The sequence below is a fragment of the Bradyrhizobium sp. SYSU BS000235 genome, assembly GCF_049747295.1.
Taxonomy (GTDB): Bacteria; Pseudomonadota; Alphaproteobacteria; order Rhizobiales; family Xanthobacteraceae; genus Afipia.
On record NZ_JBMHJM010000001.1, the window covers coordinates 5,004,219 to 5,029,194 of the forward strand.

24 protein-coding genes, 1 tRNA gene and 1 pseudogene are annotated in these 24,976 nt (G+C 59.6%); 20 read left to right on the top strand and 6 right to left on the bottom strand.

Annotation, left to right across the window (positions count from 1 at the left end; translation table 11 throughout):
- Nucleotides 1-14: 14 nt before the first annotated feature.
- From ACP0KA_RS23575 to ACP0KA_RS23610, 8 genes are all read left to right on the top strand, one after another.
- On the top strand, nucleotides 15-953 hold the full coding sequence (locus ACP0KA_RS23575; protein ID WP_424631132.1) for a ketopantoate reductase family protein: 939 nt from the start codon (nucleotides 15-17) through the stop codon (nucleotides 951-953).
- Nucleotides 953-2,011 (top strand): tartrate dehydrogenase, encoded by a 1,059-nt coding sequence (locus ACP0KA_RS23580; protein ID WP_424631133.1) that lies wholly within the window; start codon nucleotides 953-955, stop codon nucleotides 2,009-2,011. The genes ACP0KA_RS23575 and ACP0KA_RS23580 overlap by 1 nt, the downstream gene beginning before the upstream one ends.
- Nucleotides 2,012-2,138: 127 nt before the next feature.
- Nucleotides 2,139-2,837, top strand: a complete 699-nt coding sequence (locus ACP0KA_RS23585) for a GntR family transcriptional regulator (RefSeq protein WP_424631134.1) — start codon at nucleotides 2,139-2,141, stop codon at nucleotides 2,835-2,837.
- 232 nt (nucleotides 2,838-3,069) lie between these two features.
- Nucleotides 3,070-4,059: a carbon-nitrogen hydrolase family protein gene (locus tag ACP0KA_RS23590; RefSeq protein WP_424631135.1), complete on the top strand. Its 990-nt coding sequence runs from the start codon at nucleotides 3,070-3,072 to the stop codon at nucleotides 4,057-4,059.
- 110 nt (nucleotides 4,060-4,169) lie between these two features.
- The gene (locus ACP0KA_RS23595) at nucleotides 4,170-4,553 is read left to right on the top strand and encodes a cupin domain-containing protein (RefSeq protein ID WP_424631136.1); all 384 of its coding nucleotides are present in this window, start codon (nucleotides 4,170-4,172) and stop codon (nucleotides 4,551-4,553) included.
- A gap of 41 nt (nucleotides 4,554-4,594) precedes the next feature.
- Entirely contained in the window at nucleotides 4,595-5,548 is a 954-nt protein-coding gene (locus tag ACP0KA_RS23600) for an ABC transporter substrate-binding protein (protein ID WP_424631137.1), read from the top strand.
- Between the two features lies 1 nt (nucleotide 5,549).
- On the top strand, nucleotides 5,550-6,365 hold the full coding sequence (locus tag ACP0KA_RS23605; protein WP_424631138.1) for an ABC transporter permease: 816 nt from the start codon (nucleotides 5,550-5,552) through the stop codon (nucleotides 6,363-6,365).
- Entirely contained in the window at nucleotides 6,365-7,150 is a 786-nt protein-coding gene (locus ACP0KA_RS23610) for an ABC transporter ATP-binding protein (RefSeq protein ID WP_424631139.1), read from the top strand. Before ACP0KA_RS23605 ends, ACP0KA_RS23610 begins: the two co-directional genes overlap by 1 nt.
- Before the next feature lie 85 nt (nucleotides 7,151-7,235).
- On the opposite strand, the gene ACP0KA_RS23615 is transcribed toward ACP0KA_RS23610, so the two are convergent.
- Nucleotides 7,236-7,709: a DUF983 domain-containing protein gene (locus ACP0KA_RS23615; protein ID WP_424631140.1), complete on the bottom strand. Its 474-nt coding sequence runs from the start codon at nucleotides 7,707-7,709 to the stop codon at nucleotides 7,236-7,238.
- Between the two features lie 47 nt (nucleotides 7,710-7,756).
- On the opposite strand from ACP0KA_RS23615, the gene ACP0KA_RS23620 reads away from it, so the two are divergent.
- On the top strand, nucleotides 7,757-9,133 hold the full coding sequence (locus ACP0KA_RS23620) for a PLP-dependent aminotransferase family protein (RefSeq protein ID WP_424631141.1): 1,377 nt from the start codon (nucleotides 7,757-7,759) through the stop codon (nucleotides 9,131-9,133).
- Nucleotides 9,134-9,136: 3 nt separating this feature from the next.
- On the opposite strand, the gene ACP0KA_RS23625 is transcribed toward ACP0KA_RS23620, so the two are convergent.
- Nucleotides 9,137-9,550, bottom strand: coding sequence for a hypothetical protein (locus tag ACP0KA_RS23625; RefSeq protein WP_424631142.1), 414 nt, complete (start codon nucleotides 9,548-9,550; stop codon nucleotides 9,137-9,139).
- 30 nt (nucleotides 9,551-9,580) lie between these two features.
- Here ACP0KA_RS23625 and ACP0KA_RS23630 point away from each other — a divergent pair, with 30 nt between their 5' ends.
- The 4 genes and pseudogenes from ACP0KA_RS23630 to ACP0KA_RS23645 all read left to right on the top strand — a co-directional run bounded on the left by ACP0KA_RS23630 (nucleotide 9,581) and on the right by ACP0KA_RS23645 (nucleotide 10,659).
- On the top strand, nucleotides 9,581-9,733 hold the full coding sequence (locus tag ACP0KA_RS23630) for a hypothetical protein (RefSeq protein WP_424631143.1): 153 nt from the start codon (nucleotides 9,581-9,583) through the stop codon (nucleotides 9,731-9,733).
- Between the two features lie 15 nt (nucleotides 9,734-9,748).
- Nucleotides 9,749-9,904: pseudogene (locus ACP0KA_RS23635) on the top strand (helix-turn-helix domain-containing protein); the annotation flags it as partial.
- 113 nt (nucleotides 9,905-10,017) lie between these two features.
- Nucleotides 10,018-10,254: a hypothetical protein gene (locus ACP0KA_RS23640; RefSeq protein ID WP_424631144.1), complete on the top strand. Its 237-nt coding sequence runs from the start codon at nucleotides 10,018-10,020 to the stop codon at nucleotides 10,252-10,254.
- Nucleotides 10,255-10,362: 108 nt separating this feature from the next.
- Nucleotides 10,363-10,659, top strand: coding sequence for an antibiotic biosynthesis monooxygenase family protein (locus tag ACP0KA_RS23645; RefSeq protein ID WP_424631145.1), 297 nt, complete (start codon nucleotides 10,363-10,365; stop codon nucleotides 10,657-10,659).
- A gap of 98 nt (nucleotides 10,660-10,757) precedes the next feature.
- On the opposite strand, the gene ACP0KA_RS23650 is transcribed toward ACP0KA_RS23645, so the two are convergent.
- The 3 genes from ACP0KA_RS23650 to ACP0KA_RS23660 form a co-directional block, all read right to left on the bottom strand.
- Entirely contained in the window at nucleotides 10,758-11,903 is a 1,146-nt protein-coding gene (locus ACP0KA_RS23650; protein ID WP_424631146.1) for an AI-2E family transporter, read from the bottom strand.
- Between the two features lie 206 nt (nucleotides 11,904-12,109).
- Entirely contained in the window at nucleotides 12,110-13,519 is a 1,410-nt protein-coding gene (glnA, locus tag ACP0KA_RS23655; protein WP_424631147.1) for a type I glutamate--ammonia ligase, read from the bottom strand.
- Nucleotides 13,520-13,626: 107 nt separating this feature from the next.
- On the bottom strand, nucleotides 13,627-13,965 hold the full coding sequence (locus tag ACP0KA_RS23660; RefSeq protein ID WP_424631148.1) for a P-II family nitrogen regulator: 339 nt from the start codon (nucleotides 13,963-13,965) through the stop codon (nucleotides 13,627-13,629).
- A 383-nt stretch (nucleotides 13,966-14,348) separates the two neighbouring features.
- Here ACP0KA_RS23660 and ACP0KA_RS23665 point away from each other — a divergent pair, with 383 nt between their 5' ends.
- On the top strand, nucleotides 14,349-15,842 hold the full coding sequence (locus ACP0KA_RS23665; protein WP_424631149.1) for an NAD(P)H-hydrate dehydratase: 1,494 nt from the start codon (nucleotides 14,349-14,351) through the stop codon (nucleotides 15,840-15,842).
- Nucleotides 15,843-15,844: 2 nt separating this feature from the next.
- Here ACP0KA_RS23665 and ACP0KA_RS23670 read toward each other — a convergent pair whose 3' ends face one another.
- A complete protein-coding gene (locus ACP0KA_RS23670) occupies nucleotides 15,845-17,164 on the bottom strand; it encodes a multicopper oxidase family protein (RefSeq protein ID WP_424631150.1) in 1,320 nt (439 codons plus the stop codon).
- A gap of 157 nt (nucleotides 17,165-17,321) precedes the next feature.
- Between ACP0KA_RS23670 and ACP0KA_RS23675 the strand changes: the two genes are divergently transcribed.
- From ACP0KA_RS23675 to lon, 6 genes are all read left to right on the top strand, one after another.
- Nucleotides 17,322-17,406, top strand: a tRNA-Leu gene (locus ACP0KA_RS23675).
- Nucleotides 17,407-17,558: 152 nt separating this feature from the next.
- Nucleotides 17,559-18,917: a trigger factor gene (gene tig / locus ACP0KA_RS23680; RefSeq protein WP_424631151.1), complete on the top strand. Its 1,359-nt coding sequence runs from the start codon at nucleotides 17,559-17,561 to the stop codon at nucleotides 18,915-18,917.
- 213 nt (nucleotides 18,918-19,130) lie between these two features.
- Nucleotides 19,131-19,763, top strand: a complete 633-nt coding sequence (locus tag ACP0KA_RS23685; RefSeq protein WP_424631152.1) for an ATP-dependent Clp protease proteolytic subunit — start codon at nucleotides 19,131-19,133, stop codon at nucleotides 19,761-19,763.
- Between the two features lie 185 nt (nucleotides 19,764-19,948).
- Nucleotides 19,949-20,398 (top strand): hypothetical protein, encoded by a 450-nt coding sequence (locus tag ACP0KA_RS23690; protein ID WP_424631153.1) that lies wholly within the window; start codon nucleotides 19,949-19,951, stop codon nucleotides 20,396-20,398.
- A 543-nt stretch (nucleotides 20,399-20,941) separates the two neighbouring features.
- Nucleotides 20,942-22,216, top strand: a complete 1,275-nt coding sequence (clpX, locus tag ACP0KA_RS23695; RefSeq protein ID WP_424631154.1) for an ATP-dependent Clp protease ATP-binding subunit ClpX — start codon at nucleotides 20,942-20,944, stop codon at nucleotides 22,214-22,216.
- Nucleotides 22,217-22,511: 295 nt separating this feature from the next.
- Nucleotides 22,512-24,935, top strand: coding sequence for an endopeptidase La (gene lon / locus ACP0KA_RS23700; protein WP_424631155.1), 2,424 nt, complete (start codon nucleotides 22,512-22,514; stop codon nucleotides 24,933-24,935).
- Nucleotides 24,936-24,976 lie beyond the last annotated feature (41 nt).

Sequence of the window (24,976 nt, forward strand, 5' to 3'; positions counted from 1 at the left end):
TGAAGGAGCTGTGAATGCGCATTCTGTGTCTGGGAGCGGGCGCCATTGGTGGTTATTTCGGCGGCCGCCTCGTCGAAGGCGGCGCCAATGTTGAATTCCTGGTCAGGGAAAAGCGGCAAAAGCAGCTCCGCGCGGACGGGCTGCGCATCGAGAGCAAGTATGGCAACGTTCATGTGCCTGTGACCGCTGTCACGGACAAGGAAGCGAAGGGGCCCTACGACATCGTTCTGTTGACCTGCAAGGCGTATGACCTTGCCAACGCGATGGCGACGATTGCGCCCTTCGTTGGCGAGAAAACCGCTGTGCTGCCGTTGCTGAACGGTGTCGCCCATATCGAGATCCTCAATGCCAAGTTCGGCAAGGAGCGGGTTCTGGGCGGCGTTGCCAAAATTGCCGCGACGCTGACCCCGGACGGTCTGATCAAGCATCTCAATGATTGGCGATACATCACCTTCGGCGAGCAGAGCGGCGAGATGTCTCCCCGCGTCGTCCAGTTGAAGGAGGCGTTCGACAAGACCTCGGTGATTGCGTCGGCGGTGCCGAACATCATGCAGGCGATGTGGGAGAAGGTGGTCCATCTGTCGACCGTCGCGGGCATGACGTGCACCATGCGGGCAAGCGTTGGCGATATCGCTCGGACGCGTGACGGCAGCGAACTGATGATCGAGTTCCTGGAGCGCAATGCCGAGATCGCCGGCCGCGAGGGGCATCGGCCATCGGATGCGTTTCTTGCCGAATACCGCCAGCTGTTCAACGACAAGACGTCAACCTACACCGCCTCGATGCTGCGGGATATCGAACGCAATGGTCCGGTGGAAGCCGATCACATTCTCGGATTCATGCTCGATAAGGCCAAGCAGCACGGTGTTGATCCAACGTTGCATCGCTTCATCTACGTCCATCTTCAGGCCTATGAGCAGCGTCGCGCCGTCGCGCTGGCAAAGGCAGCGTGATGAGCAAGGTTCATCGGATCGCGGTCATTGCCGGGGACGGTATCGGCATGGAAGTGATGCCGGAAGGCATCAAGGTGATGGAAGCCGCTGGAAAGCGCTTCGGAATTTCATTCCAGTGGGATGAGTTCGACTGGTCCTGCGAGCGTTTCCAGAAGGCCGGTCGCATGATGCCCGAGGATGGCCTCGATCGTATCCGCAGCCACGACGCGATCTATCTCGGTGCGGTCGGGTATCCGGGGGTTCCGGATCACGTTTCCCTGTGGGGGCTGCTGATCCCGATTCGTCGCGAATTCAATCAGTACGCCAATGTGCGTCCGGTCAAGCTGATGCCGGGCGTGAAGAGCCCGCTGGCAGGCCGGACCTCAAAAGACATCGACATGCTTATCGTTCGTGAGAACACCGAGGGTGAGTATTCAACCGTCGGCGGACTTCGGGACGAAGGCACGGAGACCGAGCGCGCGGTCCAGGAAAGCGTCTTCACTCGTAAGGGTGTTGATCGCATTCTTCGCTACGCCTTCGAGGCGGCGAAACACAGGCGCGGGCACGTCACGTCCGCAACCAAGTCAAACGGCATTGCGATCACGATGCCGTACTGGGATAGCCGGTTCGCTGCGTTTTCAGCGGAATATCCGGACATCAAAACGGCGCAGTATCACATCGACATTCTCACTGCGCACTTCGTCCGTAATCCGCACTATTTCGACGTCGTGGTGGGATCGAACCTGTTCGGCGACATTCTCTCCGATCTCGGACCGGCCTGTGCAGGCACCATCGCCATTGCACCGTCCGCCAACATCAATCCAGAGCGCGAATTCCCCTCGATGTTCGAGCCGGTTCATGGTTCGGCGCCGGACATCTACGGGCGCAAGATTGCAAACCCCATCGGGCAGATTTGGTCCGGCGCCATGATGCTGGAGCACCTGGGTTACCCCGAGGCTGCGGCGGCGGTCGTAAAAGCGATCGAGCAGGTCTTGCTCGAAGGGCCTCATAACCCTGATCTGGGCGGGAGGGCCGCCACTGACGAGGTCGGGTCGGCCATCGCGGCGGCGGTCAAATGAAGAGGGCACTTCCCGGCTGCATCGCGTTGGAATACCTTGCAGGAAACGCGGACTCGTTTGTCCGGGAATTTGCTTTCTAATGGCGGCTTGTGCCTGACTAGCGCCGGGCCCACAGGATTTCAAAAGTATGTTGGAGCGGACACCTCAAACGGAGAAAGAGCTTTCTGCGGCCGACATGGCCTATGGCGGGATCATCGATCTCGTCCTGAACAGCGAACTGAGGCCGGGAGAGCGCACGTCAGTCAACTTGCTCGCCGCGCGCCTTGATCTCGGCCGTACGCCGGTCAAGGAGGCGATCACTCGTCTTCAGACGGAAGGCTTGTTGTCCGTGGCTGGCCGCAGCGGCACCATGGTCAACCGTATCGATCATGCTCAGACGGAGCAGCTGTTCGCGCTGCGTCGCGCGCTCGAGGATTTCGCCGCGGACTTCGCTGTTCAGAACGCGACGGCGAAGGATATACAGCAAATCAAGAAGTGCCTGCAGAAGTTGGGGCGATCCAATTCGACATCTGAATTCGTCCGGGCGAATGTCGAGTTCCACTCGCTGATTGTTGCCGCCGCAGGTAATCCGTTTCTGATCCGCTTCTATGGCCAGTTGCAGATCCAGCTCCAGATCGTGACGTATCTGGTTCGCCGCGGTTTCGATCCGAAGGCCGCCGATATCCGGCAGAAGGAACATGCCGCGATTGTGCGGGCACTCGAAAAGCGCGATGCCGCGGCATTGAAGAATACGCTCCGCACCCACGTTCTGACGACGGAGCGGGCGATTTTGGCGACGTTGAGTGCCGACAATGAACGGCGAGAGAAATTGGTGCGGCGCAAATAAGCGCCTTTCTACTGTCCTGAATCCGAAGTTCGCCTCATAGCGCAGCACGTCCCAAGGCGAACTTCGGATTCGAAAAGGACACTAACAAGCTATGATTTTAGTGTGGTTCAGGTTCAGAAGTTCGCTTGAAGGACTTGCCGAGAAAATGAAGCGAACTTCTGAACCAACACACTAGCTGAATTGACATGTCAGGTTGAGATGTTAGGATTTTTGATACAAGCGGAGCTGATGAATGGCTGGTGACGATCTTAGAAATTTGGGTAAGCTCGATGGACCGTCCGAGCCGAAATATCTCGCAGCCTGTGTGCAAGCGGCACCTGTGGCGTTTGATCTGCAGGCAACCCTTGAGAAGACGCGGGATCTGGCTGCGGATGCCGCGCGACAGGGCGCCAAGCTGATCCTTTTTCCCGAAGCATTCATTTCGGCCTATCCGCGCGGAACGAGTTTCGGTGCGACCATCGGCGCGCGGTCACCGGAAGGGCGCGAACTGTTCCGCCGCTATCATGCGTCATCGATCGACATTCCCGGACCTGCTATCGATGTTCTAGGGCAGATCGCCAAGCAGAGCCGCGCTTATCTCGTCATCGGCGTCATCGAGCGCGACGGCGGAACGCTCCATTGTGCCGTCGTGACGTTTGGACCCGATGGCCGTTATCTCGGCAAGCATCGCAAGCTGATGCCGACAGGCTCGGAACGTCTGGTGTGGGGCTACGGCGATGGATCGACGCTGCCGGTGTTCGATACAGACATCGGCAAGCTCGGCTCCGTGATTTGCTGGGAAAACTACATGCCGATGATGCGCGCGGCGATGTATGCGCAGCGCATCCAGGTTTATTGCGCGCCGACTGCCGATGGTCGGCCGACATGGCTGCCGTCGATGCAGCATGTCGCACTGGAAGGGCGCTGCTTCGTGCTGTCGAGCAATCAGTTCTGCACGCGCAGCGACTATCCGGAGGACTATCCCTCGGATCTTCCGAGCGCGCCCGATGCCATCGTCTCGCGCGGCGGAAGCTGCATTGTCGATCCGCTCGGCAACGTTCTCGCCGGTCCGCTCTGGGACAAGGAAGGGATCATCACTGCGGAGATCGACATCGCGCAGGTGGCAAGAGCGCAGTACGATTTCGATCCGGTCGGACACTACAGCCGTCCCGACGTGTTCTCGCTGACGGTGGACAAACGCGAGAAGCGCGCGGTCAACTCATTGATCGCAGGGATCGATTAAGCCGCAAAGCGGCATTGCCTCGAAAGCGGGCCCATGATGCCCGCTTTATCGGCTTGAATGCTGACATGTTACATTGATATGGCAGAAGTCTAGGGAAAACGGAGCACACAATGAACGATCAAGTTTTGGTTTCGGTGAAAGATATTTTCGCTGCAGTTGCCGCCGGGGCGCACGGCAACTGCTCGAAGGCGGTGCTGCATCAGGTGCCGGAGTCGGAGACGAGCCTCTTCAGCGTCCATCCCGGACAAAAGCTTGCTCCCCATATCCATACAAAGACATGGGATCTGTTCGTTGCGGTCTCAGGTAACGGCGAGATCCGTTGGAAAGGAAAGGAAGGCGAGGGAGCTGTTCCCATGCCGACCCACGCTTTCTGTGCAATGCCTCCCGGATACGAGCACGAAGTCTGCAACCTGAGCGATACCGAGCCGTTCAGCTTCATTCTCATTCACGCGCCTTGGACCGGATACGACTTCGTCAAGACGAAGAAGAGCTGATCCGCAAGACTGGGTCCCCTAAAAATTGGAAGGTGACTGTGATGAAGCGACTTTCTTCTCTGCTTGCTATTGCCTGTTTTTCCTTTGGTGCCGCACACGCTGAACCCGTCAAGCTCACAATCCCGACGCTTCCGTCTCCCTCGCTCGGAGCGTTCATGGGGCCGGTCATCAAATCGCAGAAGTTCGATGAGCAGAACGGCCTCGATCTGACGTTCGTTCAGAAGCCGACGGCCACCTACAGGACGGACTTCGCTGCAGGGACCGATCAGCTGGGCGGCAGCGGCACATTGCTGGCCGACGTGGCCCTTCTCAAGGTGAAGGGCCTCGACGTCGTCTATTTGTTCAACGTGTTCGATTTCTGGGGAACGGTTGTCGTGCCCCAGAACAGCGACGTGAAGACGGTTGCGGATCTCAAGGGGAAGACGCTTGCAGCTTCTCTGCCGACCGCGAATTTTCCGATGTTCCGCTATCTCGCGAAGCTCGGCGGGCTGGACGTGAATACGGTTCAGCTGCGGAATTCCGACTCCTCGGGATTGGTGCCGCTCGCGAAGAGCGGACGCACGGATGCGGTGCAGTTGTGGGAGCCGTCGTACTCGATCCTCGTTCACGGCAACAACGACTTCCGCAGCATCGATGTGATGTCGAAGTGGCGGCAGACCACGGGGCAGTCGGCGTTTCCCTATCTCGGAATTTCTGCACAGCGCGCCTGGGTTGAAAAGAACAAGCCGCTGATCCCGAAGCTGTACGCCACCTATGAAAAGGCGGCTGCCTTCGTCAAAAGCAATCCGAAGCAGGCGGCGGCAGTGATTTCCAAGGACCTCAACATCCCGGAGGCCGTGACACTCGATCTGATCTCGTCGGATCGTCTGCAACTCAACCTGTATTGGGCGGGTGCCAACAAGAAGGCAGCGGAGGAGGTTTTCAAGGCCGCGCAGGATTCCGGCTATCTGAAGACTTCGCCGGGCGATGGGGTGCTCTATGATCCAGGAGCGTAATATGACTGGAGAGAGCGTGGCGCCGCCGGTTAAGCCGCGCGCCGGCCGATCGCTCTGGCAACGGATCAGGGAGCATCAGCCGATCATCGTCGACCTGATCGGCGTTGCGGTTCTCTGGCAGATCTCGACCTACTTCTTTTCGCCGGCGATCGTTCCTCCTCTCGGAGACATTGGCGAAGCGATCTGGAAGATCTTTTCGCAATGGTCGAACCTGGTCAGCTTGCTCGTCACCTCGATCCGCGTGCTGGTTTCGCTTCTCCTTGCATTCGTCCTGGGAACGATGCTCGGCGTGATGATGGGGCTCTTCAAGGGCGTGCGGACCTACGCGCGTCCGCTGCTCCATATGATCCAGGGCGTACCGGCGCTGTCATGGGTGGTGTTCGCCGTCATCTGGTTCGCTCAGGTCGAGGTCCGCATTGCCTTCATTCTGTTGATCGGCACGCTTCCGGCGTTTGCGTTGTATGTCGATAGCGCTGTTCAGTCTGTCAATCTGGATCTCATTCATCTCGGACAAGCGTTCCGCGCGAGCCGGCTGCAAAGCTTCACCAAGATCATTTTTCCGGCGATCGTGCCTGAGATCATGAGCGCGTGGACGGTCAATCTTGGTAACGGCGTTCGCGTGGCGGTGATCGCGGAGTTGATCGGATCGACAGTCGGGGTCGGATTCCAGCTTCTTCAAGCGCAGTCCGTTTTCGACATGGCGGGTGCTGTCGCATGGACGCTGAGCCTGGTTGCAGTGCTGTTCGTCTATCAGGGCATTATCAGCTTCGTTGAGAGTCAGCTCTTGTCATGGCGTCCGAAAAGTGAGGTTGCGTGATGACCGAACAACCCGTTGTCGCGTTTTCAGGGGTCACGAAGACCTTCCAGAGAGATGGCGCTCCATTCACGGCCTGTTCGAATCTGAACTTCGACGTGCAGGCTGGAGAAGTGGTTGCCATCGTCGGCGAAACCGGATGTGGCAAATCCACCGCGCTGTCCCTGCTGCTGGGATTGCAGGAACCGAGCAGTGGATCGGTCCGTGTTCTCGGCAACGATCCGTTTGCGCAGTTTCAGTCGCTGAAGGGCCGGGTCGGCATCATCTTCCAGAACGACCGGCTGCTCCCATGGCGATCCGCACTGGACAACGTCGCCTTCGGTCTGGAAATTCTGCATGTTCCGAAGGCCGAAAGGCTGGAGAAGGCCCGCTTCTGGCTTGACCGCGTGGGACTCTCTCGTTTCATGAACTCCCATCCGCATCAGCTTTCGGGCGGCATGCGGCAGCGCGTGTCGATCGCGCGGACGTTCGCGCTCAATCCGCCGTTGCTTCTGGCGGACGAAGCATTCTCCGCGCTCGACGAGATCACGGCGGCTGCGTTGCGGAGCGATCTGCTCAGCTTGATCGGGGAGGAGAAGAAGACCACGATCTTCATCACCCACTCGGTGACGGAAGCGGCCGAGTTGGCGGAGCGTATCCTGGTGTTCGGGAAGCCGGGGCGGGTGGTCTCCGAGATCAAGGCCAAGGACATGCTGACGCGGGGGCAGTCACGGGCGGATATCGCTGCCGAGATCCGCGATGGTCTGAAGTCGGCGCGGTCGCCGCAGAGCTATTCCATGGCGTCGTAATCGCGCAAACAAAAAAGGGCCGCCTGACTGAGGCCGGCCCTTCTCCGCTCGCGGTGCGGGATAGTGTTTTATCCTGTTGCCGGGATCAGTGCGTCAGGCAAGGAACCGGATTATTTGCAGCGGCTCCGGTCGCCGCTTCCTTCAGCCGCCGCAGTTTTGCAGCTTCGAAACCGTGCATTCCTGTTTGCCATTGAAATCCGACCACCATGCCTTTGGTCGGTTGCAGAAGCGCCAGTGAACTGAACAGGGTCAACGGCAGCCACATCGCGAATTGCAGCCAGTAGGGCGGTGCGTAAGCCGTCTCAACGGCGAGGATCAGCGGCACAATGATGTGCCCCACCACGACGATCACGAGATAGGCCGGGAAATCATCGGCCTGGTGATGATGGAACTCTTCGTTGCACACCTCGCAGTGGTCCGCGACCTTCAGGAATTTCCCGAACAGATGTCCCTTTCCGCAGTTGGGGCACTTGCAGAGAAAGCCGCGCCATAGAGCTTGAGAAAGGGAAACGCGATCCTGGCCGTTCATGTCTGGCCTCCTTGACTGTGTGATGTCCATACAATAGTTGTTTGTATGGAAACATCAAAGGAAAGTCGGGGAATTGCATGGATTGGGTCCCTACAATTTCAGACGAGGCCGGCCCCGTGTACCGGCAGATTGCCGATGCCATCGAAGCCGATATCGCAAGTGGCCGCCTCCGGCGCGGGCAGCAATTGCCGACGCATCGCGCTTTGGCGCAGGCACTTGGGATCGATTTGACGACTGTCACCCGGGCTTACAGTGATGCGCGTCACCGTGGCTTTATCGATGCGCGTGTGGGGCAGGGCACGTTCGTGTCCGAGACCACGACCCGCGCAACGGTGGACGTTCCGCTCGCGGTCAAAATCGATTTGTCGATGAATGTGCCGCCGCAGCCGGTCGAGGCCAGCCTGGATGTGCGGATCGAACGCGGACTGGCATCCATACACAGGCACGCCGGGATATCCTCATTTCTCAATTACCAGCAGCCGGGCGGAAGCGAAGAAGATCAGCAGGCCGTTGCGAACTGGTTGCGTGCGCGGATGTCGAATGTCCCGTCCGAGCAGATCGTCATCTATCCCGGCAGCCAGTCGGCCATCTTCAATATTCTGCTGTCCTTCGTCTCTCCAGGCGACGTGGTTCTTACGGAGGCACTGACCTTTCCGGGCATTAAATCCGCCGCAGAAAAGCTCGGCATTCGCCTCATGGGCGTTGCGATGGACGAGCAGGGCATCTCGCCCGATGCACTGTCGAAGGCCTGCAAGCAGCACAAGCCAAAGGCCGTGTATCTTACGCCGACGATGCATAACCCGGCGACCGCGACCATGGGACGACAGCGCCGGAAGGATGTTGCCGATGTTCTGCGCAAGGCCGGTACGTTTCTGATCGAAGACGACGCGTATGGTGCGCTTGATCCGTCCTTGCCGTTGCTGGCGGAACTGTTACCTGAGCAAACGTTTCTCACCATCAGCCTCTCGAAATGCATCGCGCCGGCACTTCGGGTTTCGTTTCTTTTGGCGCCTGATATGTCGGCCACGCAGTTGCTCCGGCATAGCCTGCAAGCGACCACGCAGATGGCGCCGCCTCTCATGAGCGCTCTCGTGATGGACTGGCTGCGCACTGGTACCGCGGATCAGATCATCACCGCGATCCGGAACGAAGCGATTGGGCGCCAGCAACTCGCGGCGCGAATTCTGAAAGGTTATTCTTTCGCAGCCCATCCGAAGGGGCATCATTTGTGGCTGCCCTTGCCCAGCCAGTGGAACAGGCTGGATTTCGTCAGCGAATTGTTTCGGCAGGGACTGGCGGTCGTCAGCAGCGAGGCGTTTGCCGTGGATCAGCGTCCGCCGCATGCGGTTCGCGTTTGCCTTGGTGCAGCCCGCAACCGAGCAGAGCTGGGCAAGGCATTGCAGTTGCTTGTGAAGACGCTTGGCACGCCGTCGGCAGCGAAGCAGGTCGTCTAGGTCTCATGGCCGTCGCGCTTCGATCGTCTCTGTCGATACCTTGCCGCTGCTATCTGCCGGACCGCTTTTCGCTGTTAGGACTTCAATCGAGTTTCCGGAGATCTTGACGTCACCCTGCCAACGGTCTCCCAGAGACACGTCACGCACGGTGGTCAGGTTGAGGCGGTCGTAAACCTTTCCTTCCGAGTCGAAGGCCTTGCCCGGCGCGAGATCAAGGACGTGCAAGGTGTAGAAGGTTCCGGAACCACCGCCATTATAGCTCGTGACCACAACAAGGAGATTGTTGGTTGTCGACCCGATAAAGCGGTATCCGGATTGCTCCCAGCCATTGAGTGTCTCCTTGTTCTCCTTCTTCTGGATGATCCACTCATCGGATTTTCTGATGTCTTCGTAATAGCGGTTGGGAGCGATTCCCAACTTCGCAAAGTCAGCGTTCGAGCGGCCCGCATGCGTGCCATCAAGTCGGATATCGCAGCCAACCTGCGCAGTCGCCAATTGACGATCAACACCATTGCCGCGCGTCACGGAATTTCCGCCAGATACATCCGCGAATTGTTCGCCGACGAGAGCACGACATTCACCGACTATGTGCTCGGTTGAAAGCTCGAGTACGCACATCAGCTTCTGACGGATCCGAGGTTCGCGGACCACAACGTCAGCGCCACCGCATTCGAATCGGGATTCGGCGACGTGTCTCACTTCAATCACACATTCCGCAATCGGTATCAGTCAACGCCGACCGGTGTGCGGATTGCGGCGTTGAAGCGTTAGCGCAGATATTGCGGCACTGCTTTAAGCGCAGACCCTTCGGAAAACACGCAAAAGAAAATGTGCATCCACGTTCGCTAACCATCTGTTTACCATTCGGGCCATAGCATCCAAGCATGTCCACTACACGCATTCACGATTCAAAGACTGAGATCAGCGCTCTTGAAGCGGCTGCCGCCACGGCTCGTGCAGGGTTCGCCTGCATGTTCTCCACGTCCGATGAATACGAGAGCGCCTTGATCGCAGCACGGCGTGCTGAAGGCCGTTATCAGGCGCCATTCGACTGGCAGCCGGTGGCATTGGTCGGTGGCGTCTTCATTTTATCAGGACTATTGCTGATGGCTCTGGTCTGAACCGGCGGCCAGCATGCGTTATGAGCAGGGCGCTTCGACGCCCTTTGTCTTTTCCTGTGCATGCTTTTGCGCTAGAGCCTTTTCACACTTAGAAAAGGCGGAAACACCATGATCACCGAAATTGCACAGATCGAGATCAAGCCGGGCAGCGAGAAGGATTTCGAGGCCGCCATCGTCAAGGCTGAACCGATCTTCAAGCGTTGCAAGGGTTGGAAGAGCTTCGAGCTGCATCGCTCGATCGAGAAGCCGTCGCGCTACCGGCTGCACATCAAGTGGGAAACGCTGGAAAACCACACGGTCGATTTTCGCGAGTCGGCGAATTTCACCGAGTGGCGCGCACTCGTCGGGCCTTTCTTCGCATCGCCCCCCGAAGTCGAGCACACCAACACCACGGTCAATTTCTAAAAGCTTGTCAGACGCCCGTTCAAGAAAGGCGCCCAATATGGGCGCCTTTTCGTTTTCCAGCACTTGTTGGTTAGGTGGTAGCCGGTATTCCCGATGGCTCAAGCCACCTTGAATTCCTGCGGCTTCTCTTCTTCCTGGCGCGCAAAGTCGATGATGACCTTGACGATCGCCATGAGGGGGAGCGCGAGCGCCAATCCCCACAGACCGAACACCACGCCGAGCAAAATCTGGAACGCGAACAGCGTTGCGGGCGGGATATCGAGCGCCTGCCGCTGGATGATCGGCGTCAGGATATAGCTCTCAAGCGCGTGGACGCCGAGAAATAGAACGAAGGCGCTTGCTGCGGCGACCCAGCCGGAGGCAAGGCTCGCCAGTACGATGATCAAACCGCCGATCAGCGCGCCGACCGTGGGGATAAAGGCGAGCAGGCCGGCCTGAATGCCCAGAATGAATGAGCTCTGGATGCCGATCACCGAGAGGCCGATCCAGGTCACCAGAAAGACCGCGGCCATGGTGATCATCTGGGCGATCAGCCAGCGCTCCAACGTATCCCCGATCCGGTCCACCACGGCGGTGACATTGGCGCGGTGACGCACAGGGGCCATGTGCAGCAGCCCCTTTCTGTAGACGCTCGGCTGAGCGGCGAATGTAAGACCCAGAAACAGGACGATAAAGAAATTGCCGACGGCGCTGACGGTGCCGAGCAGCAATTTGAGCGTCTGGCTGACGATGGCGCCGCCGCTGGAGGCCAGCGCCCCCGCGCTCGGAAGGTTGCGTGGCGCCAGGGAGGAGGCCGGCGCGGCCGTATCCGACGATGTCGTGGTTGCGTTGGCCGGGGCCGGCGTAGTGCTGCCAAGCTCGAGGTAGCTGGTGTCGACGCCGTGTTTCTCAAGGAAGGCTTTGACGTTGACCAACTGCGATTTGAGCGTGTTGCTCAGGACATTCGCCTGCTGTGCGATGGTGGATCCGCCAAGGAAAACGACACCGCCGAGAAGGCCGGCGAGGATGACGCAAACAAGCGCCAACCGCAGGGGATGGGGGCCGCCGATCACCCGCTGCAGCAGATGGGTCATGGCGTTGAGAGCGACGCCCAGCAGGATGCCGGAAAAGATCAGAAACAGCGTCGCGGCGAAGTACCAGGCGAAGACCAGGAAGGCTGCAAAAGCCACCACGCCGATGCCGCCCACGGTGATCGACCATGCCAGATCGCTGCGGGTCTGAATTCGGTTCTCGGGAAGTGTCACAATAGGCCCCTGTCGCTAACGGCGATGGAGCACTCTTTCCCGAAAGACCGGGCGGGATCAAGAGAGGTCATGGCGCGAGTCCCCGAGACCGCCTCGCCTCGTGGCGGAATCTGAGGCGGTCGTCAGGGTACGGATCAACAAAAAAGGCGTCCCGTGAGGGACGCCTTTGATGGTTTCGATGCAATGCGTCATCAGGCGCGGGGACATCAGAGCGAGTAGTACATTTCGAACTCGACCGGATGCGGGGTCATTTCGAACCGCTCGACTTCCGTCATCTTCAGCTCGATGAAGCTGTCGATGAAGTCGTCGTCGAACACGCCGCCGGCCTTGAGGAAGGCGCGATCCTTGTCGAGGTTTTCGAGCGCTTCACGGAGCGAGCCGCAAACGGTCGGGATGGTCTTCAGCTCTTCCTTCGGAAGATCGTAGAGGTCCTTGTCCATCGCCGGACCTGGATCGATCTTGTTCTTGATGCCATCGAGGCCGGCCATCAGCATCGCGGCGAACGCAAGGTACGGATTGGCCATCGGGTCGGGGAAGCGGACCTCGACGCGCTTGGCCTTCGGGTTCGTGGTGTAGGGGATGCGGCAGGAGGCCGAGCGGTTGCGCGCGGAGTAGGCGAGCAGCACCGGCGCTTCGTAGCCCGGAACGAGACGCTTGTAGGAGTTCGTCGACGGGTTGGTGAAGGCGTTGATGGCCTTGGCGTGCTTGATGATGCCGCCGATGTAGTGGAGGCAGGACTCGGAGAGGTCGGCATACTTGTTGCCGGCGAAGGTCGGCTTGCCGTCCTTCCAGATCGACTGGTGCACGTGCATGCCCGAGCCGTTGTCGCCGTAAACCGGCTTCGGCATGAAGGTGGCGGTCTTGCCGTAAATGTGCGCGACCTGATGGATGCAGTACTTATAGACCTGCATCTGGTCGGCCATGTGGGTCAGGGTGTCGAACTTCATGCCAAGCTCGTGCTGGGCGGAAGCCACCTCGTGGTGGTGCTTCTCGACCTTGACGCCCATGCGGGCCATTGCGCCGAGCATTTCCGAGCGCATGTCCTGCACCGAGTCCTGCGGAGGCACGGGGAAATAGCCGCCCTTGTTACGGATACGGTGGCCGAGGTTGCCGCCCTCATACTCGGTGTCCGAGTTGGTCGGCAGTTCCGACGAGTCGAGCTTGAAGCCGGTGTTGTAAGGGGTGGTCTGGAAGCGCACGTCGTCGAACACGAAGAATTCCGCCTCGGGGCCGACGAAAACCGTATCGCCCACGCCCATGGACTTCACCATGGCTTCGGCCTTCTTGGCGATACCGCGCGGATCGCGGTTGTAGGGCTCGCCGGTGCTCGGCTCGAGAATGTCGCACACGATGACCATGGTGGTCTCAGCGAAGAACGGGTCGATCGTCGCCGTGGTCGGATCGGGCATCAGCGTCATGTCGGATTCATTGATCGCCTTCCAGCCGGCAATCGACGAACCGTCGAACATGGTGCCTTCGGCGAAGATGTCCTCGTCGATCATCGACACGTCGAAGGTGACGTGCTGCCACTTGCCGCGCGGATCGGTGAAACGCAGGTCGACGTACTTTACGTCGTTGTCCTTGATGGATTTGAGGACGTCCTTAGCAGTCTTCATGAATACCCCTTATGTCTTCTAGGTCTGGTCGTTAGGTCTGGTCGTTGGTCGTTCGTGGTCGATGTTCTCGCCGCAATTGGTCAGGCAAGGCGAAAAGCGGTCACTGGTTAAATGGCGTCGAGCCCGGACTCCCCGGTTCTGATGCGGATGGCTTCCTCGATATTCGAGACAAAGATTTTACCGTCACCGATGCGGCCCGTCTGGGCGGCGCGCCGGATGGCATCGATGGCTTTTTCAATAATGTCGTCACCGACAACGATCTCGATCTTCACCTTGGGAAGGAAGTCCACAATGTATTCCGCGCCGCGATAGAGCTCGGCATGGCCCTTCTGGCGACCAAAGCCCTTCGCCTCGGTCACGGTGATGCCTTGGATTCCGACTTCCTGGAGCGCTTCCTTTACCTCGTCGAGCTTGAATGGCTTGATGATGGCCTCGATTTTTTTCACTGAACGTCTCCCGGCACTTCGAATGCGGCTGGCTGCACTTTTACTTCCGTTTGCGCGTTGATGCGCGGCTCAAGTGGTGTCGTCTAGGCGATTAACGTCTCGATGTGATTTCTCAACAGGTCAATCGCCGCCAAAGAGGATGATCGCGGTGTGTGCCCTAATTGCGTTGGTCGTCACAGCGCGTCCATGTCAGCGCCCTAAAAGCAGGGTCCATGCCAGTTTTCGAGGTGGTGCAATTGGTGAACGTTGTCAGGTTATTAATGGCAGAAGTCGAGATCTTTGATGAGATCCGGCAGAAATCGCCAGGCTACAAAGTAGGCAATTGAACAAAAGATAGGCAGATAAATTGCCTCAGGATGAGGCGGAACGAACAGGTAATCGGCATGGAAGTCCTGACAGTCGACGAAATGCAGCGGGCCGATCAGGCGACGATCGCGAAGGGCACCAGCGGTTTTGCATTGATGGAACAAGCCGGGCGGGCTGTTGCCGAGGTGGCCGATGTGCTTGCCGAGGCGGGGCCAATCCTGGTGGTCGCCGGTCGCGGCAACAATGGCGGCGATGGCTTCGTTGCGGCGACCGAACTGGCGGCGCGCGGGCGTGAAGTCTCCGTGATCCTGCTCTGTGACCGGACGACGTTGAAGGGCGACGCTGCGCTTGCGGCTAAGCAATGGAAGGGTCCAGTCCTGCCATGTGTTCCCGCCGCGATAGGCTCGCCCGCGCTGGTCGTCGATGCGCTGTTTGGTGCAGGTCTCAACCGTCCCGTGAAAGGCGATCCTCACGTGATGATAGAGGCAATGAACGCAAGTGGCGTTCCGATCCTCAGTGTTGATCTGCCGAGCGGCGTCAACGGCGACACTGGAGAGGTCATGGGTATGGCCGTGCAGGCCTCGGCCACGGTGACGTTCTTCCGCCGCAAGCCGGGACACCTGCTGCTGCCGGGACGGGTCCACTGCGGCGAGATCCATGTCGCAGACATCGGAATCGCGGACGACGTGCTCGATGACATCGCGCCGCGGATTTTCGAGAACATTCCGGACCTGTGGGCCGACGTCTTCCCCGTCCCGCAGATCGATGGCCACAAATATGCGCGCGGTCATGCGGTGGTGATGTCCGGCGATCTGGCCTCGACCGGTGCGGCACGGCTTGCCGCGCGCGGCGCGCTGCGCGCCGGAGCGGGACTGGTCACGCTGGTGTCGCCCCGTGACGCGCTGGCGGTCAATGCGACGGCTTTGACTGCCGTCATGGTCCGCGCCGTCGATACGCCGGAGCAATTCAGGGACTATCTCGCCGACAAGCGCCTCAATGCCTGCGTGATCGGGCCGGGCGCCGGGGTCGGCGGGCGCACCCGCGCGTTTGTGGAGGCGGTCGTCGGGGTAGGCCGCTCGGCGGTGCTCGATGCCGATGCTCTGACGAGCTTTGCCGATGATCCGGATTCTCTTTTCCGGGTGATCAAACAGAGCGACGATCCGCAGATCGTGCTCACGCCCCACGAGGGCGAGTTTGCGCGCCTGTTCAAGTCTTTGCCGGAAGGATGTTCCACGAAGCTTGAGCGGGCCCGCTTTGCCGCGCAGGAGTCCGGCGGCGTTGTCCTGCTGAAAGGTGCGGACACGGTGGTGGCATCGCCCGATGGCCGTGCCGCCATCACGGCCAACGCGCCGCCGTGGCTCGCAACTGCTGGCGCCGGCGACGTGCTGGCCGGAATGATTGCGGGCATGCTGGCGCAAGGCGTGCCGGCGTTCGAGGCCGCCTGCATCGGCGCATGGATGCATGGCGAAGCGGCCCAGGAGTTTGGTCCCGGACTGATTGCGGAAGACCTTCCTGACGCTTTGCCTGCCGTGTTCCGCAATCTCTACGACGAACTCGATATCGCTTACTGAGGTTAGTCCACCGCGTACCAGCGAACGAGGCGCGGGGCGGCCCAGTCGATCGGGATCGCTTCCATCAGCCACTTGCCGCCATGCTCGGCGGCAAAGGCGATGCGCTGGGTCTGACCGGGCGTCACCAGCAGTGTATCCAGCCAGAACGGCTTCCAGCCATCGTCGAGGCGATCGAGCAGACGGAAGTGATGGCCCTGCAGGCGGAAGGTCACCGGTGCGGATGTCGGATTGCTGATGGCCAGGACCCCGGTGCGCCCTCGCTTGATCCGGCAGGCGGGCGTTGACGTCGCCGCAAACTCGGCCGGCGTGGTCCATGACGCTTTGGGATCGAGCGACACGTCCGCGCGCGTTGCTCCCTGAAGGGCGATGCGGTCGGGCAGGCCGTTGGACGGCAGCGGTCCTGCCGCCGGCAGCCGCGCCGGACGAAGTGGGGCGTCCTTCGAAATGGTAAACTTGGCAATGGGTTTCGTGGCTGTTCCGTCGTGAAGGATGATCGATGAACTGGTGCCCGGCGTGCCCATCACGTCGATAAAGATATCGACACGCGAGCTTGGCGGCAGCACCACCTGACCGTCCCGTGCGGAGAACGGTTCAGCCGGCTGGCCATCGATGGCCAGGACGCGCACGTCCTGGTTCTCAACCTTGAGGCCGATCGGAGCACGCGGGCAACCGTTGATGAGCCGCAGGCGCAGCCGTTCGTTCACCTTCGCGGTGAGGTCCAGGGTCGGACGACCGTTCACGGTGTAGGTCACGGTGGTGTCCTGAGCTGACGTCCCGGGCGCGACAGCGCGCCCATCGCCTTTGACGCGCCAATCCTCGATCAGCAGCACCTCGTCGCGATCGACCGCGACCTTCTCGGCCTCATCCACGATCAGGGCGCAGGCCGGTGACGGCCGCTCCTTGCCGTCCCCGAGCAGCCGGGGCTCCACCAGAAACGTACCGGCATGGCGCAGCGGGATGGTCAGGCTGGCACGCCCGCCGGCCGGGACCGGGCCTTGGGCCACCAGCGGCGTTGCCGCCTGCACGCCGTCGATGCCGGCCCAGTTCAGCGCTGCCGGGACGGGAAGGTCGTTCGCAAAAGTCACCTGAAGTTCGTCGCCTCTCCTGAACCGTAGGGGTGTGTTCGGCGTTCCTGCATCAAATGCCCAGATCGGGCTGTCGGGGAGATTCGGCGCGAGCTTCGCCGTTTCGGGGCGAAGCCGCAGCGAAACAGACGGACGGCCCTGGGCGGCGGCGGGAAACCGCAGCCCCGCCGTGATGACGAGGCCGCCCAATCCGGCCAGGACCCCTCGTCTCGGAACCAAAAACGGCTGATTTGTCATGCTTTATGCCGATCATTTTCCAATTAGGATGTCCAGCGGGACACCTGGTCGCTGCGCTCTAAGATCGCGTTGCAAAAGCCATTTTTTTGCTGCGAACCGGCCGCCCCATGCTATAAGCCCGCCGCTCGCGGCTGTGCCGCCTGACGATGAGCGCTGCGCGGGCGTGGCGGAACTGGTAGACGCGCTGGGTTTAGGTTCCAGTGACGAAAGTTGTGGGGGTTCGAGTCCCTCCGCCCGCACCAGCGCGATCTTCGTTTGCGCAAAAGATTTTGGAGGGCGCGTGCCATTGCCGGGACGCTTCCGCCGCACCACAGGCGTATGCTGAACGGCATCGTCCAACACATTGACAACGACCCGGCCGCCGGCCGGGCCAGACCGGAAGAAGATTGACGCCATGCAGGTCACAGAAACCCTCTCCGAGGGATTAAAGCACGAATTTCAGGTCAGCGTTCCAGCATCCGATATCGATGCCAAGGTCGATGCTCGTCTTGTCGATATGAAAGACAAGGTTCGCTTGAACGGATTTCGTCCCGGCAAGGTCCCCGTCGCGCATCTTAAGAAGGTCTACGGCCGTTCGGTGGCTGCTGAAACCGTCGAGCAATTGATTCGCGACACCAACGCAGGGATCTTCTCTGACCGCGGCTTCCGCCTGGCGTCGGAGCCGAAGGTCACCATGCCGACGGAAGCGACGGAGATCGAAGCGATCCTCGAAGGCAAGTCCGATCTCAACTATTCGGTCGCGATTGAAGTCGTGCCGCCGATTGAACTTGCCGATTTCAAGACTTTCGACGTCGAGAAGCCTGTCGCGGCAGTGACCGACGCTGACGTGGATGAAGCGCTGAAGCGCATCGCTGACCAGAGCCGTCCCTATGCGGACAAGGGCGAGGGCGCGAAGGCCGAGTCCGGTGACCGCGTCACCGTGGCGTTCAAGGGCACCATCGACGGCGTGGCGTTCGATGGCGGCACCGGCGAGGGCATCCAGGTCGTGATCGGCTCGGGCACGTTCATCCCGGGCTTTGAAGATCAGCTGATCGGTATTGCTTCCGGCGAGACCCGTACCGTGAAGGCGTCGTTCCCGAAGAACTACGCCGCTCCGAATCTCGCGGGCAAGGATGCCGAGTTCGAGACCACCGCGAGCCTCATCGAGGCGCCGCAGGAGTCAAAGGTCGATGACGAATTCGCCAAGACCCTCGGCATGGAATCCCTCGACAAGCTGAAGGAAGCGATGCGCGAGCGGCTCGTGATCGAGTTCAACGGCGCGTCACGCCAGCGCGTGAAGCGCATCCTGCTTGATCGTCTCGACGAGACGCATCGCTTCGATGCGCCGCCGTCGCTGGTCGAGGAAGAGTTCAACCTGATGTGGAACTCGATCAAGGCCGAGATGGATTCCACCGGCAAGACATTCGCCGATGAGGACACCACCGAGGAAGCCGCGAAGGAAGAGTATCACAAGATCGCCGATCGCCGCGTCCGCCTGGGCCTCGTGCTCTCCGAGATCGGAGAGAAGAACAAGATCTCCGTGACGGATGACGAGGTGAGCCGCGCTTTGATCGATCGTGCGCGTCAGTCGCCGGGCCGCGAAAAGGAAGTCTGGGACTTCTATCGCAACAACCCGCAAGCGCTCGCCCAGCTCCGTGCGCCGATCTACGAAGACAAGGTCGTCGACTTCATCCTCGAACTCGCCAAAGTGACCGAGAAGCAGGTCACACGCGAAGACCTGATGAAGGAAGAGGACGACAAGACGGCTGCCTGATCTTGATTCCGCGTTAACGATACGATCCAAATGAGCGAAGCGGATGTACCGCTTCGCTTTCCGGGCCAGATCGAATCAGCTTCAACTGGTGCCGCTTCGAGGCCTTGCTGGATCGGGTTGACCGGTCTTGTGGCCGGGCCATCGGCGCATATCTGTAGTGCCCACACGTTTTGCATCACAAGGCGTTCGTTTCCGCCAACCTTCAGGTGATAAATGCGCGATCCCGTTGAAACCTACATGAACCTCGTGCCGATGGTGGTCGAGCAGACCAACCGCGGCGAGCGGGCTTACGATATCTTTTCGCGCCTTTTGAAAGAGCGCATCATCTTCGTGACCGGTCCGGTCGAAGACGGCATGTCGACCCTTATCGTCGCACAGCTGTTGTTCCTCGAGGCCGAAAATCCGAAGAAGGAAATCTCGATGTACATCAACTCGCCTGGCGGCGTGGTGACATCGGGTCTCGCAATCTACGATACGATGCAGTTCATCCGTCCGCCGGTCTCGACACTGTGCACCGGTCAGGCGGCGTCGATGGGCTCGCTTCTGCTTGCGGCCGGTGAAAAGGACATGCGCTTCTCGCTGCCGAATTCGCGCATCATGGTCCACCAGCCCTCCGGTGGTTTCCAGGGGCAGGCAACTGACATCATGTTGCACGCTCAGGAAATCCTGAACCTGAAGAAGCGTCTCAACGAGATCTACGTCAAGCACACCGGTCAGCCCTACAAGGCGATCGAAGATGCACTTGAGCGCGACAAGTTCCTGACCGCCGAGATGGCGAAGGAGTTTGGCCTCGTCGACAAGGTGATCGACAAGCGAGCTGAGGAAGCGGCGCCAAAGGCGCCTTAAAAACTCTGCTGATACGTGAATGTTTAAAGCGAACGCCGGATCGGCGTTCGCTTTTTTATTTCCGTCGGGTGATTGATCGTCGGTCACGGTAATATGGGACCATCCGCGCGGTTACGGACACGCCTTGTCTCGATGGGAACGCGCTGTGCTATATCTGCCTCGTTGCGGGGCAGGAGATTTCAAAAATGGGAATTTTGCGTGCGGGCGGTCTGGTTTTGGTCGCCGGATTCATGTTCACGATGTCAGCTCTCGCCTACGCCAACGATGTTTTGATCACCGACGACGAAGCCAAACTGCCTCCGGTTAAAGAGTCATCGGAGAAAACGCGTGGAATTACGCGCGGGCCGCGCATCGAATACCTCGCGGATGGCAATGCGGCGCATTCTCCCATTCATTTCCGCGTGAAGTTTCAGTCGTTCGGAGGGGCCAGGATCGATACCGAAAGCCTGAAGGTGACCTATGTGAAGAATCCAACGGTGGATCTCACGCCTCGCGTGAAACCATTCACACAGCCGACGGGCATCGATATGCCGAATGCTGTGCTGCCGCCCGGTAATCACGTGTTGCGTATCGATCTCAAGGATTCGGACGGGCGCACGGCAGCGACAAGTTTCACGCTGAAGATCGTTCCATGAGTGGATATCGATAGCGCGCGCTGCGGACCTCATCGCGGCTCCCATGCTGAGACGACTTGTCGGCGACGGGCAACTTCGGCGCTGTGTGCGCATTACCCAGGACCGGTGGTTCGCACCGGGTATGGTCCGGAAGTGTAATGGCAAAGGCCCATCGCTCCACTACATGACGGACAAGAGGGACGCGGGCTCCCGACATCGACTAAAGGGTTAATCAAGAGTTCCGAGGGCAGGGAACACGTGTCATTCTCGCAACGCTGCAATGAATTCGCCAGGGTCTGGCCGTGAAAATGCACGAAATCAGGCTCATATCCTGAAGTTTAATGTCCCGGCGATTAGCGAATTCTTGATAGTCGGATGGCACCATGATTGGCTAAGCTATGTAAGTTTCGATGATCGCGGGATTCGGCAGGCCTGCGATTCGGACGACAACTGGAGTGACGGGTCTTTTCTGGTATGGTTTTTGCTCCTATCTACACGTCATTGCCGGCGTGTGCCGGGATGGGGCAATCCCAAGATTGAGATCTGCGGCGGACGGAGACAGGAATGAGCAAGGTGGGCACGAGCGATTCCAAGAATACTCTTTATTGCTCGTTCTGCGGGAAGAGCCAGCACGAAGTCCGCAAACTGATCGCGGGCCCGACGGTCTTCATCTGCGATGAATGCGTTGAATTGTGCATGGACATCATTCGCGAGGAAAACAAATCCTCGCTGGTGAAGTCGCGCGACGGCATTCCTACGCCAAAGGAAATCTGCAAGGTTCTTGATGATTACGTGATCGGTCAGCAGCACGCCAAGAAGGTGCTCTCGGTCGCGGTTCACAATCATTACAAGCGCCTCAACCACCAGACCAAGCACAACGACGTTGAGCTCGCGAAGTCGAATATCCTGCTGATCGGTCCGACCGGTTCGGGTAAGACGCTGCTCGCGCAGACGCTCGCGCGTATCCTCGATGTGCCGTTCACGATGGCGGACGCGACGACGCTCACTGAAGCGGGCTACGTCGGTGAAGACGTCGAGAACATCATTCTGAAGCTGCTGCAGGCGGCCGACTACAATGTCGAGCGTGCGCAGCGCGGCATCGTCTACATCGACGAAATCGACAAGATCTCGCGCAAGTCCGACAATCCGTCGATCACACGCGACGTGTCGGGTGAGGGCGTGCAGCAGGCCCTGCTGAAGATCATGGAAGGCACCGTTGCTTCGGTTCCTCCGCAGGGTGGACGCAAACATCCGCAGCAGGAATTCCTGCAGGTGGATACGACCAACATCCTCTTCATCTGCGGCGGTGCGTTTTCAGGTCTCGAGAAGATCATCTCCTCGCGCGGCCGGACCACGTCGATCGGCTTTGCGGCCAGCGTGCTCGCTCCCGAAGATCGGCGCACCGGCGAAATCTTCCGCGAAGTCGAGCCGGAGGATCTGTTGAAGTACGGCCTGATCCCGGAATTCGTGGGACGTCTGCCTGTGGTTGCAACGCTTGAGGACCTCGATGAGGCTTCACTCAAGAAGATCCTGGTCGAGCCGAAGAATGCGCTGGTGAAACAGTACCAGCGTCTGTTCGAAATGGAGAACATCGAGCTGACATTCGCCGACGAGGCACTTGGCGCGGTGGCCCGCAAGGCCATCGAGCGCAAGACCGGCGCGCGTGGGTTGCGTTCGATCCTTGAAAGCATCCTGCTGGAGACCATGTTCGATCTTCCTGGCCTTGAAGGCGTGGAAGAGGTCGTGATTTCCCGCGAAGTCGTCGAGGCGACGGCCCGTCCGCTGTATATTTATGCGGATCGGTCTGACCGCGCTTCAGAAACCAGCGCCAGCGCCTGATTGCAGGTCCTGGAGGCCCATAGGTTCCGTTCAAAAGGCTGCCGGATCAACCGGCGGCCTTTTGTTTTTTGAGGAAGTTGTGGGTGGAATAACCCTTCATTCATTGGGGTTTCTCGTTTACTTGACACCCCGCCACGCCATAGCCACCTAATGTCAGGCTGCGGAGCTTGGGTTTTCGAGATTCGCAACAAACCTACCCGGGAGCTCTTTCTTTTCCGGCACACACGGCACCTTGTGGCGGTTGCGTCTGAACGGCGGACTGCGTGCAAGGGGGCGCAACATAAGGAAAATGGGCATGACTGCCTCAAAGCCTCGTCCAACCATCGTTCACGGCGAAAGCCATTCCTACCCGGTGCTGCCGCTTCGCGACATCGTCGTTTTCCCGCATATGATTGTGCCGCTGTTCGTCGGCCGCGAGAAATCGATCAAGGCGCTCGAAGAGGTGATGAAGAACGATGCGCTGATTTTCCTCGCGACGCAGAAGAATGCGTCCGATGACGATCCGACGCCGGATTCAATTTACGAGATCGGCACGCTCGCCAGCGTGTTGCAGCTCCTGAAGCTGCCTGACGGCACCGTCAAAGTGCTGGTCGAGGGCTTGGAGCGCGCGAAGGCCGGCAAGTATTCCGATCGGACTGATTTCTATGAAGCCAGCGCGGTGGCGCTTGCCGACGTCGATGCCACCAGCGTCGAGGCGGAAGCCTTGTCGCGTTCGGTCATCTCCGACTTCGAAAGCTATGTGAAGCTGAACAAGAAGATTTCCGCCGAAGTGGTGGGCGTCGTTCAGCAGATCACGGATTTTGCCAAGCTGGCGGATACGGTTGCCTCGCATCTCGCGGTGAAGATCTCCGATCGTCAGACGATCCTGGAAACGTTGTCCGTCTCCCAGCGCCTTGAGAAGGTGATGGGCTTGATGGAGAGCGAGATCTCCGTGCTGCAGGTCGAGAAGAAGATCCGCTCGCGCGTCAAGCGCCAGATGGAGAAGACCCAGCGCGAGTACTATCTCAACGAGCAGATGAAGGCGATCCAGAAGGAGCTCGGCGACGACGAAGGTCGCGACGAGTTGGCCGATCTGGAAGAGAAGATCGCCAAGACCAAGCTCTCGAAGGAAGCTCGCGAGAAGGCTCAGCACGAGTTGAAGAAGCTGCGGCAGATGTCTCCGATGTCCGCCGAGGCAACGGTCGTGCGCAACTATCTCGATTGGCTGTTGTCGATCCCATGGGGCAAGAAGTCCAAGGTCAAGAAGGACCTCGTTGCCGCGCAGGAAGTTCTCGACAGCGATCACTACGGGCTTGAGAAGGTCAAGGACCGCATCGTCGAGTATCTCGCCGTGCAGTCCCGCGCCAACAAGTTGACCGGTCCGATTCTGTGTCTCGTCGGCCCTCCGGGCGTCGGCAAGACCTCGCTTGGCAAGTCGATCGCGAAGGCGACCGGACGTGAGTTCGTGCGCGTGTCGCTGGGTGGTGTGCGTGACGAAGCGGAGATCCGTGGTCACCGCCGCACCTATATCGGCTCGATGCCCGGCAAGATCATCCAGTCGATGCGGAAAGCGAAGACTTCGAATCCGCTGTTCCTGCTCGACGAGATCGACAAGATGGGGTCCGATTTCCGCGGCGATCCGTCGTCGGCTTTGCTCGAGGTTCTCGACCCTGAGCAGAACGCGACGTTCAACGATCACTATCTGGAGATCGACTACGATCTGTCGAACGTGATGTTCATCACCACCGCGAATACGCTGAATATTCCCGGGCCGTTGATGGACCGCATGGAGATCATCCGGATCGCCGGCTACACGGAGAACGAAAAGGTCGAGATTGCGCGCAAGCATCTCATCCCGACGGCGATCTCCAAGCACGGTTTGAACTCGAAAGAGTTCTCGATCGATGACGACGCGTTGTTGCTGATGATCCGCCGCTACACCCGCGAAGCAGGTGTGCGTAACCTCGAGCGTGAACTCTCGACGCTGGCCCGCAAGGCGGTGAAGGAGTTGATGATCTCGAAGAAGAAGTCGGTGAAGGTCACCGAGGAAGTCCTCGAGGAATTCCTCGGCGTGCCGAAGTATCGCTACGGCGAGATCGAGAGCGATGATCAGGTCGGTGTCGTGACCGGTCTGGCGTGGACGGATGTCGGCGGCGAGTTGCTCACCATTGAAAGCGTCATGATGCCCGGCAAGGGCCGCATGACGGTGACGGGCAACCTGCGCGACGTGATGAAGGAGTCGATCTCGGCTGCTGCGTCTTACGTCCGCTCACGGGCGATCACCTACGGCATCGAGCCGCCGTTGTTCGATCGTCGTGACATCCACGTGCACGTGCCGGAAGGCGCGACGCCGAAGGATGGCCCTTCGGCCGGTGTCGCGATGGCAACCACCATCGTCTCGGTCCTGACGGGCATTCCGATCCGGCATGATGTCGCCATGACAGGCGAGATCACGCTGCGGGGCCGCGTGCTGCCGATTGGCGGTCTGAAGGAGAAGCTGCTTGCTGCTGCCCGTGGCGGTATCAAGACGGTCTTCATCCCTGAGGACAACGCCAAGGACCTGACGGAGATTTCCGACGCCATCAAGGGCGGACTGGAGATCATCCCGGTCTCGCGGATGGACGAGGTTCTGTCCAAGGCATTGGTGCGGGCTCCGACACCGATCGTCTGGGAAGAGGACACCTCTGTTCCGACCAAGTCCGACACGTCGGACGAGGCCTCAGGTCTGACCGCGCACTGACGCGGACAAAGGATTGAACGGAAACGGCGCCTTCGGGCGCC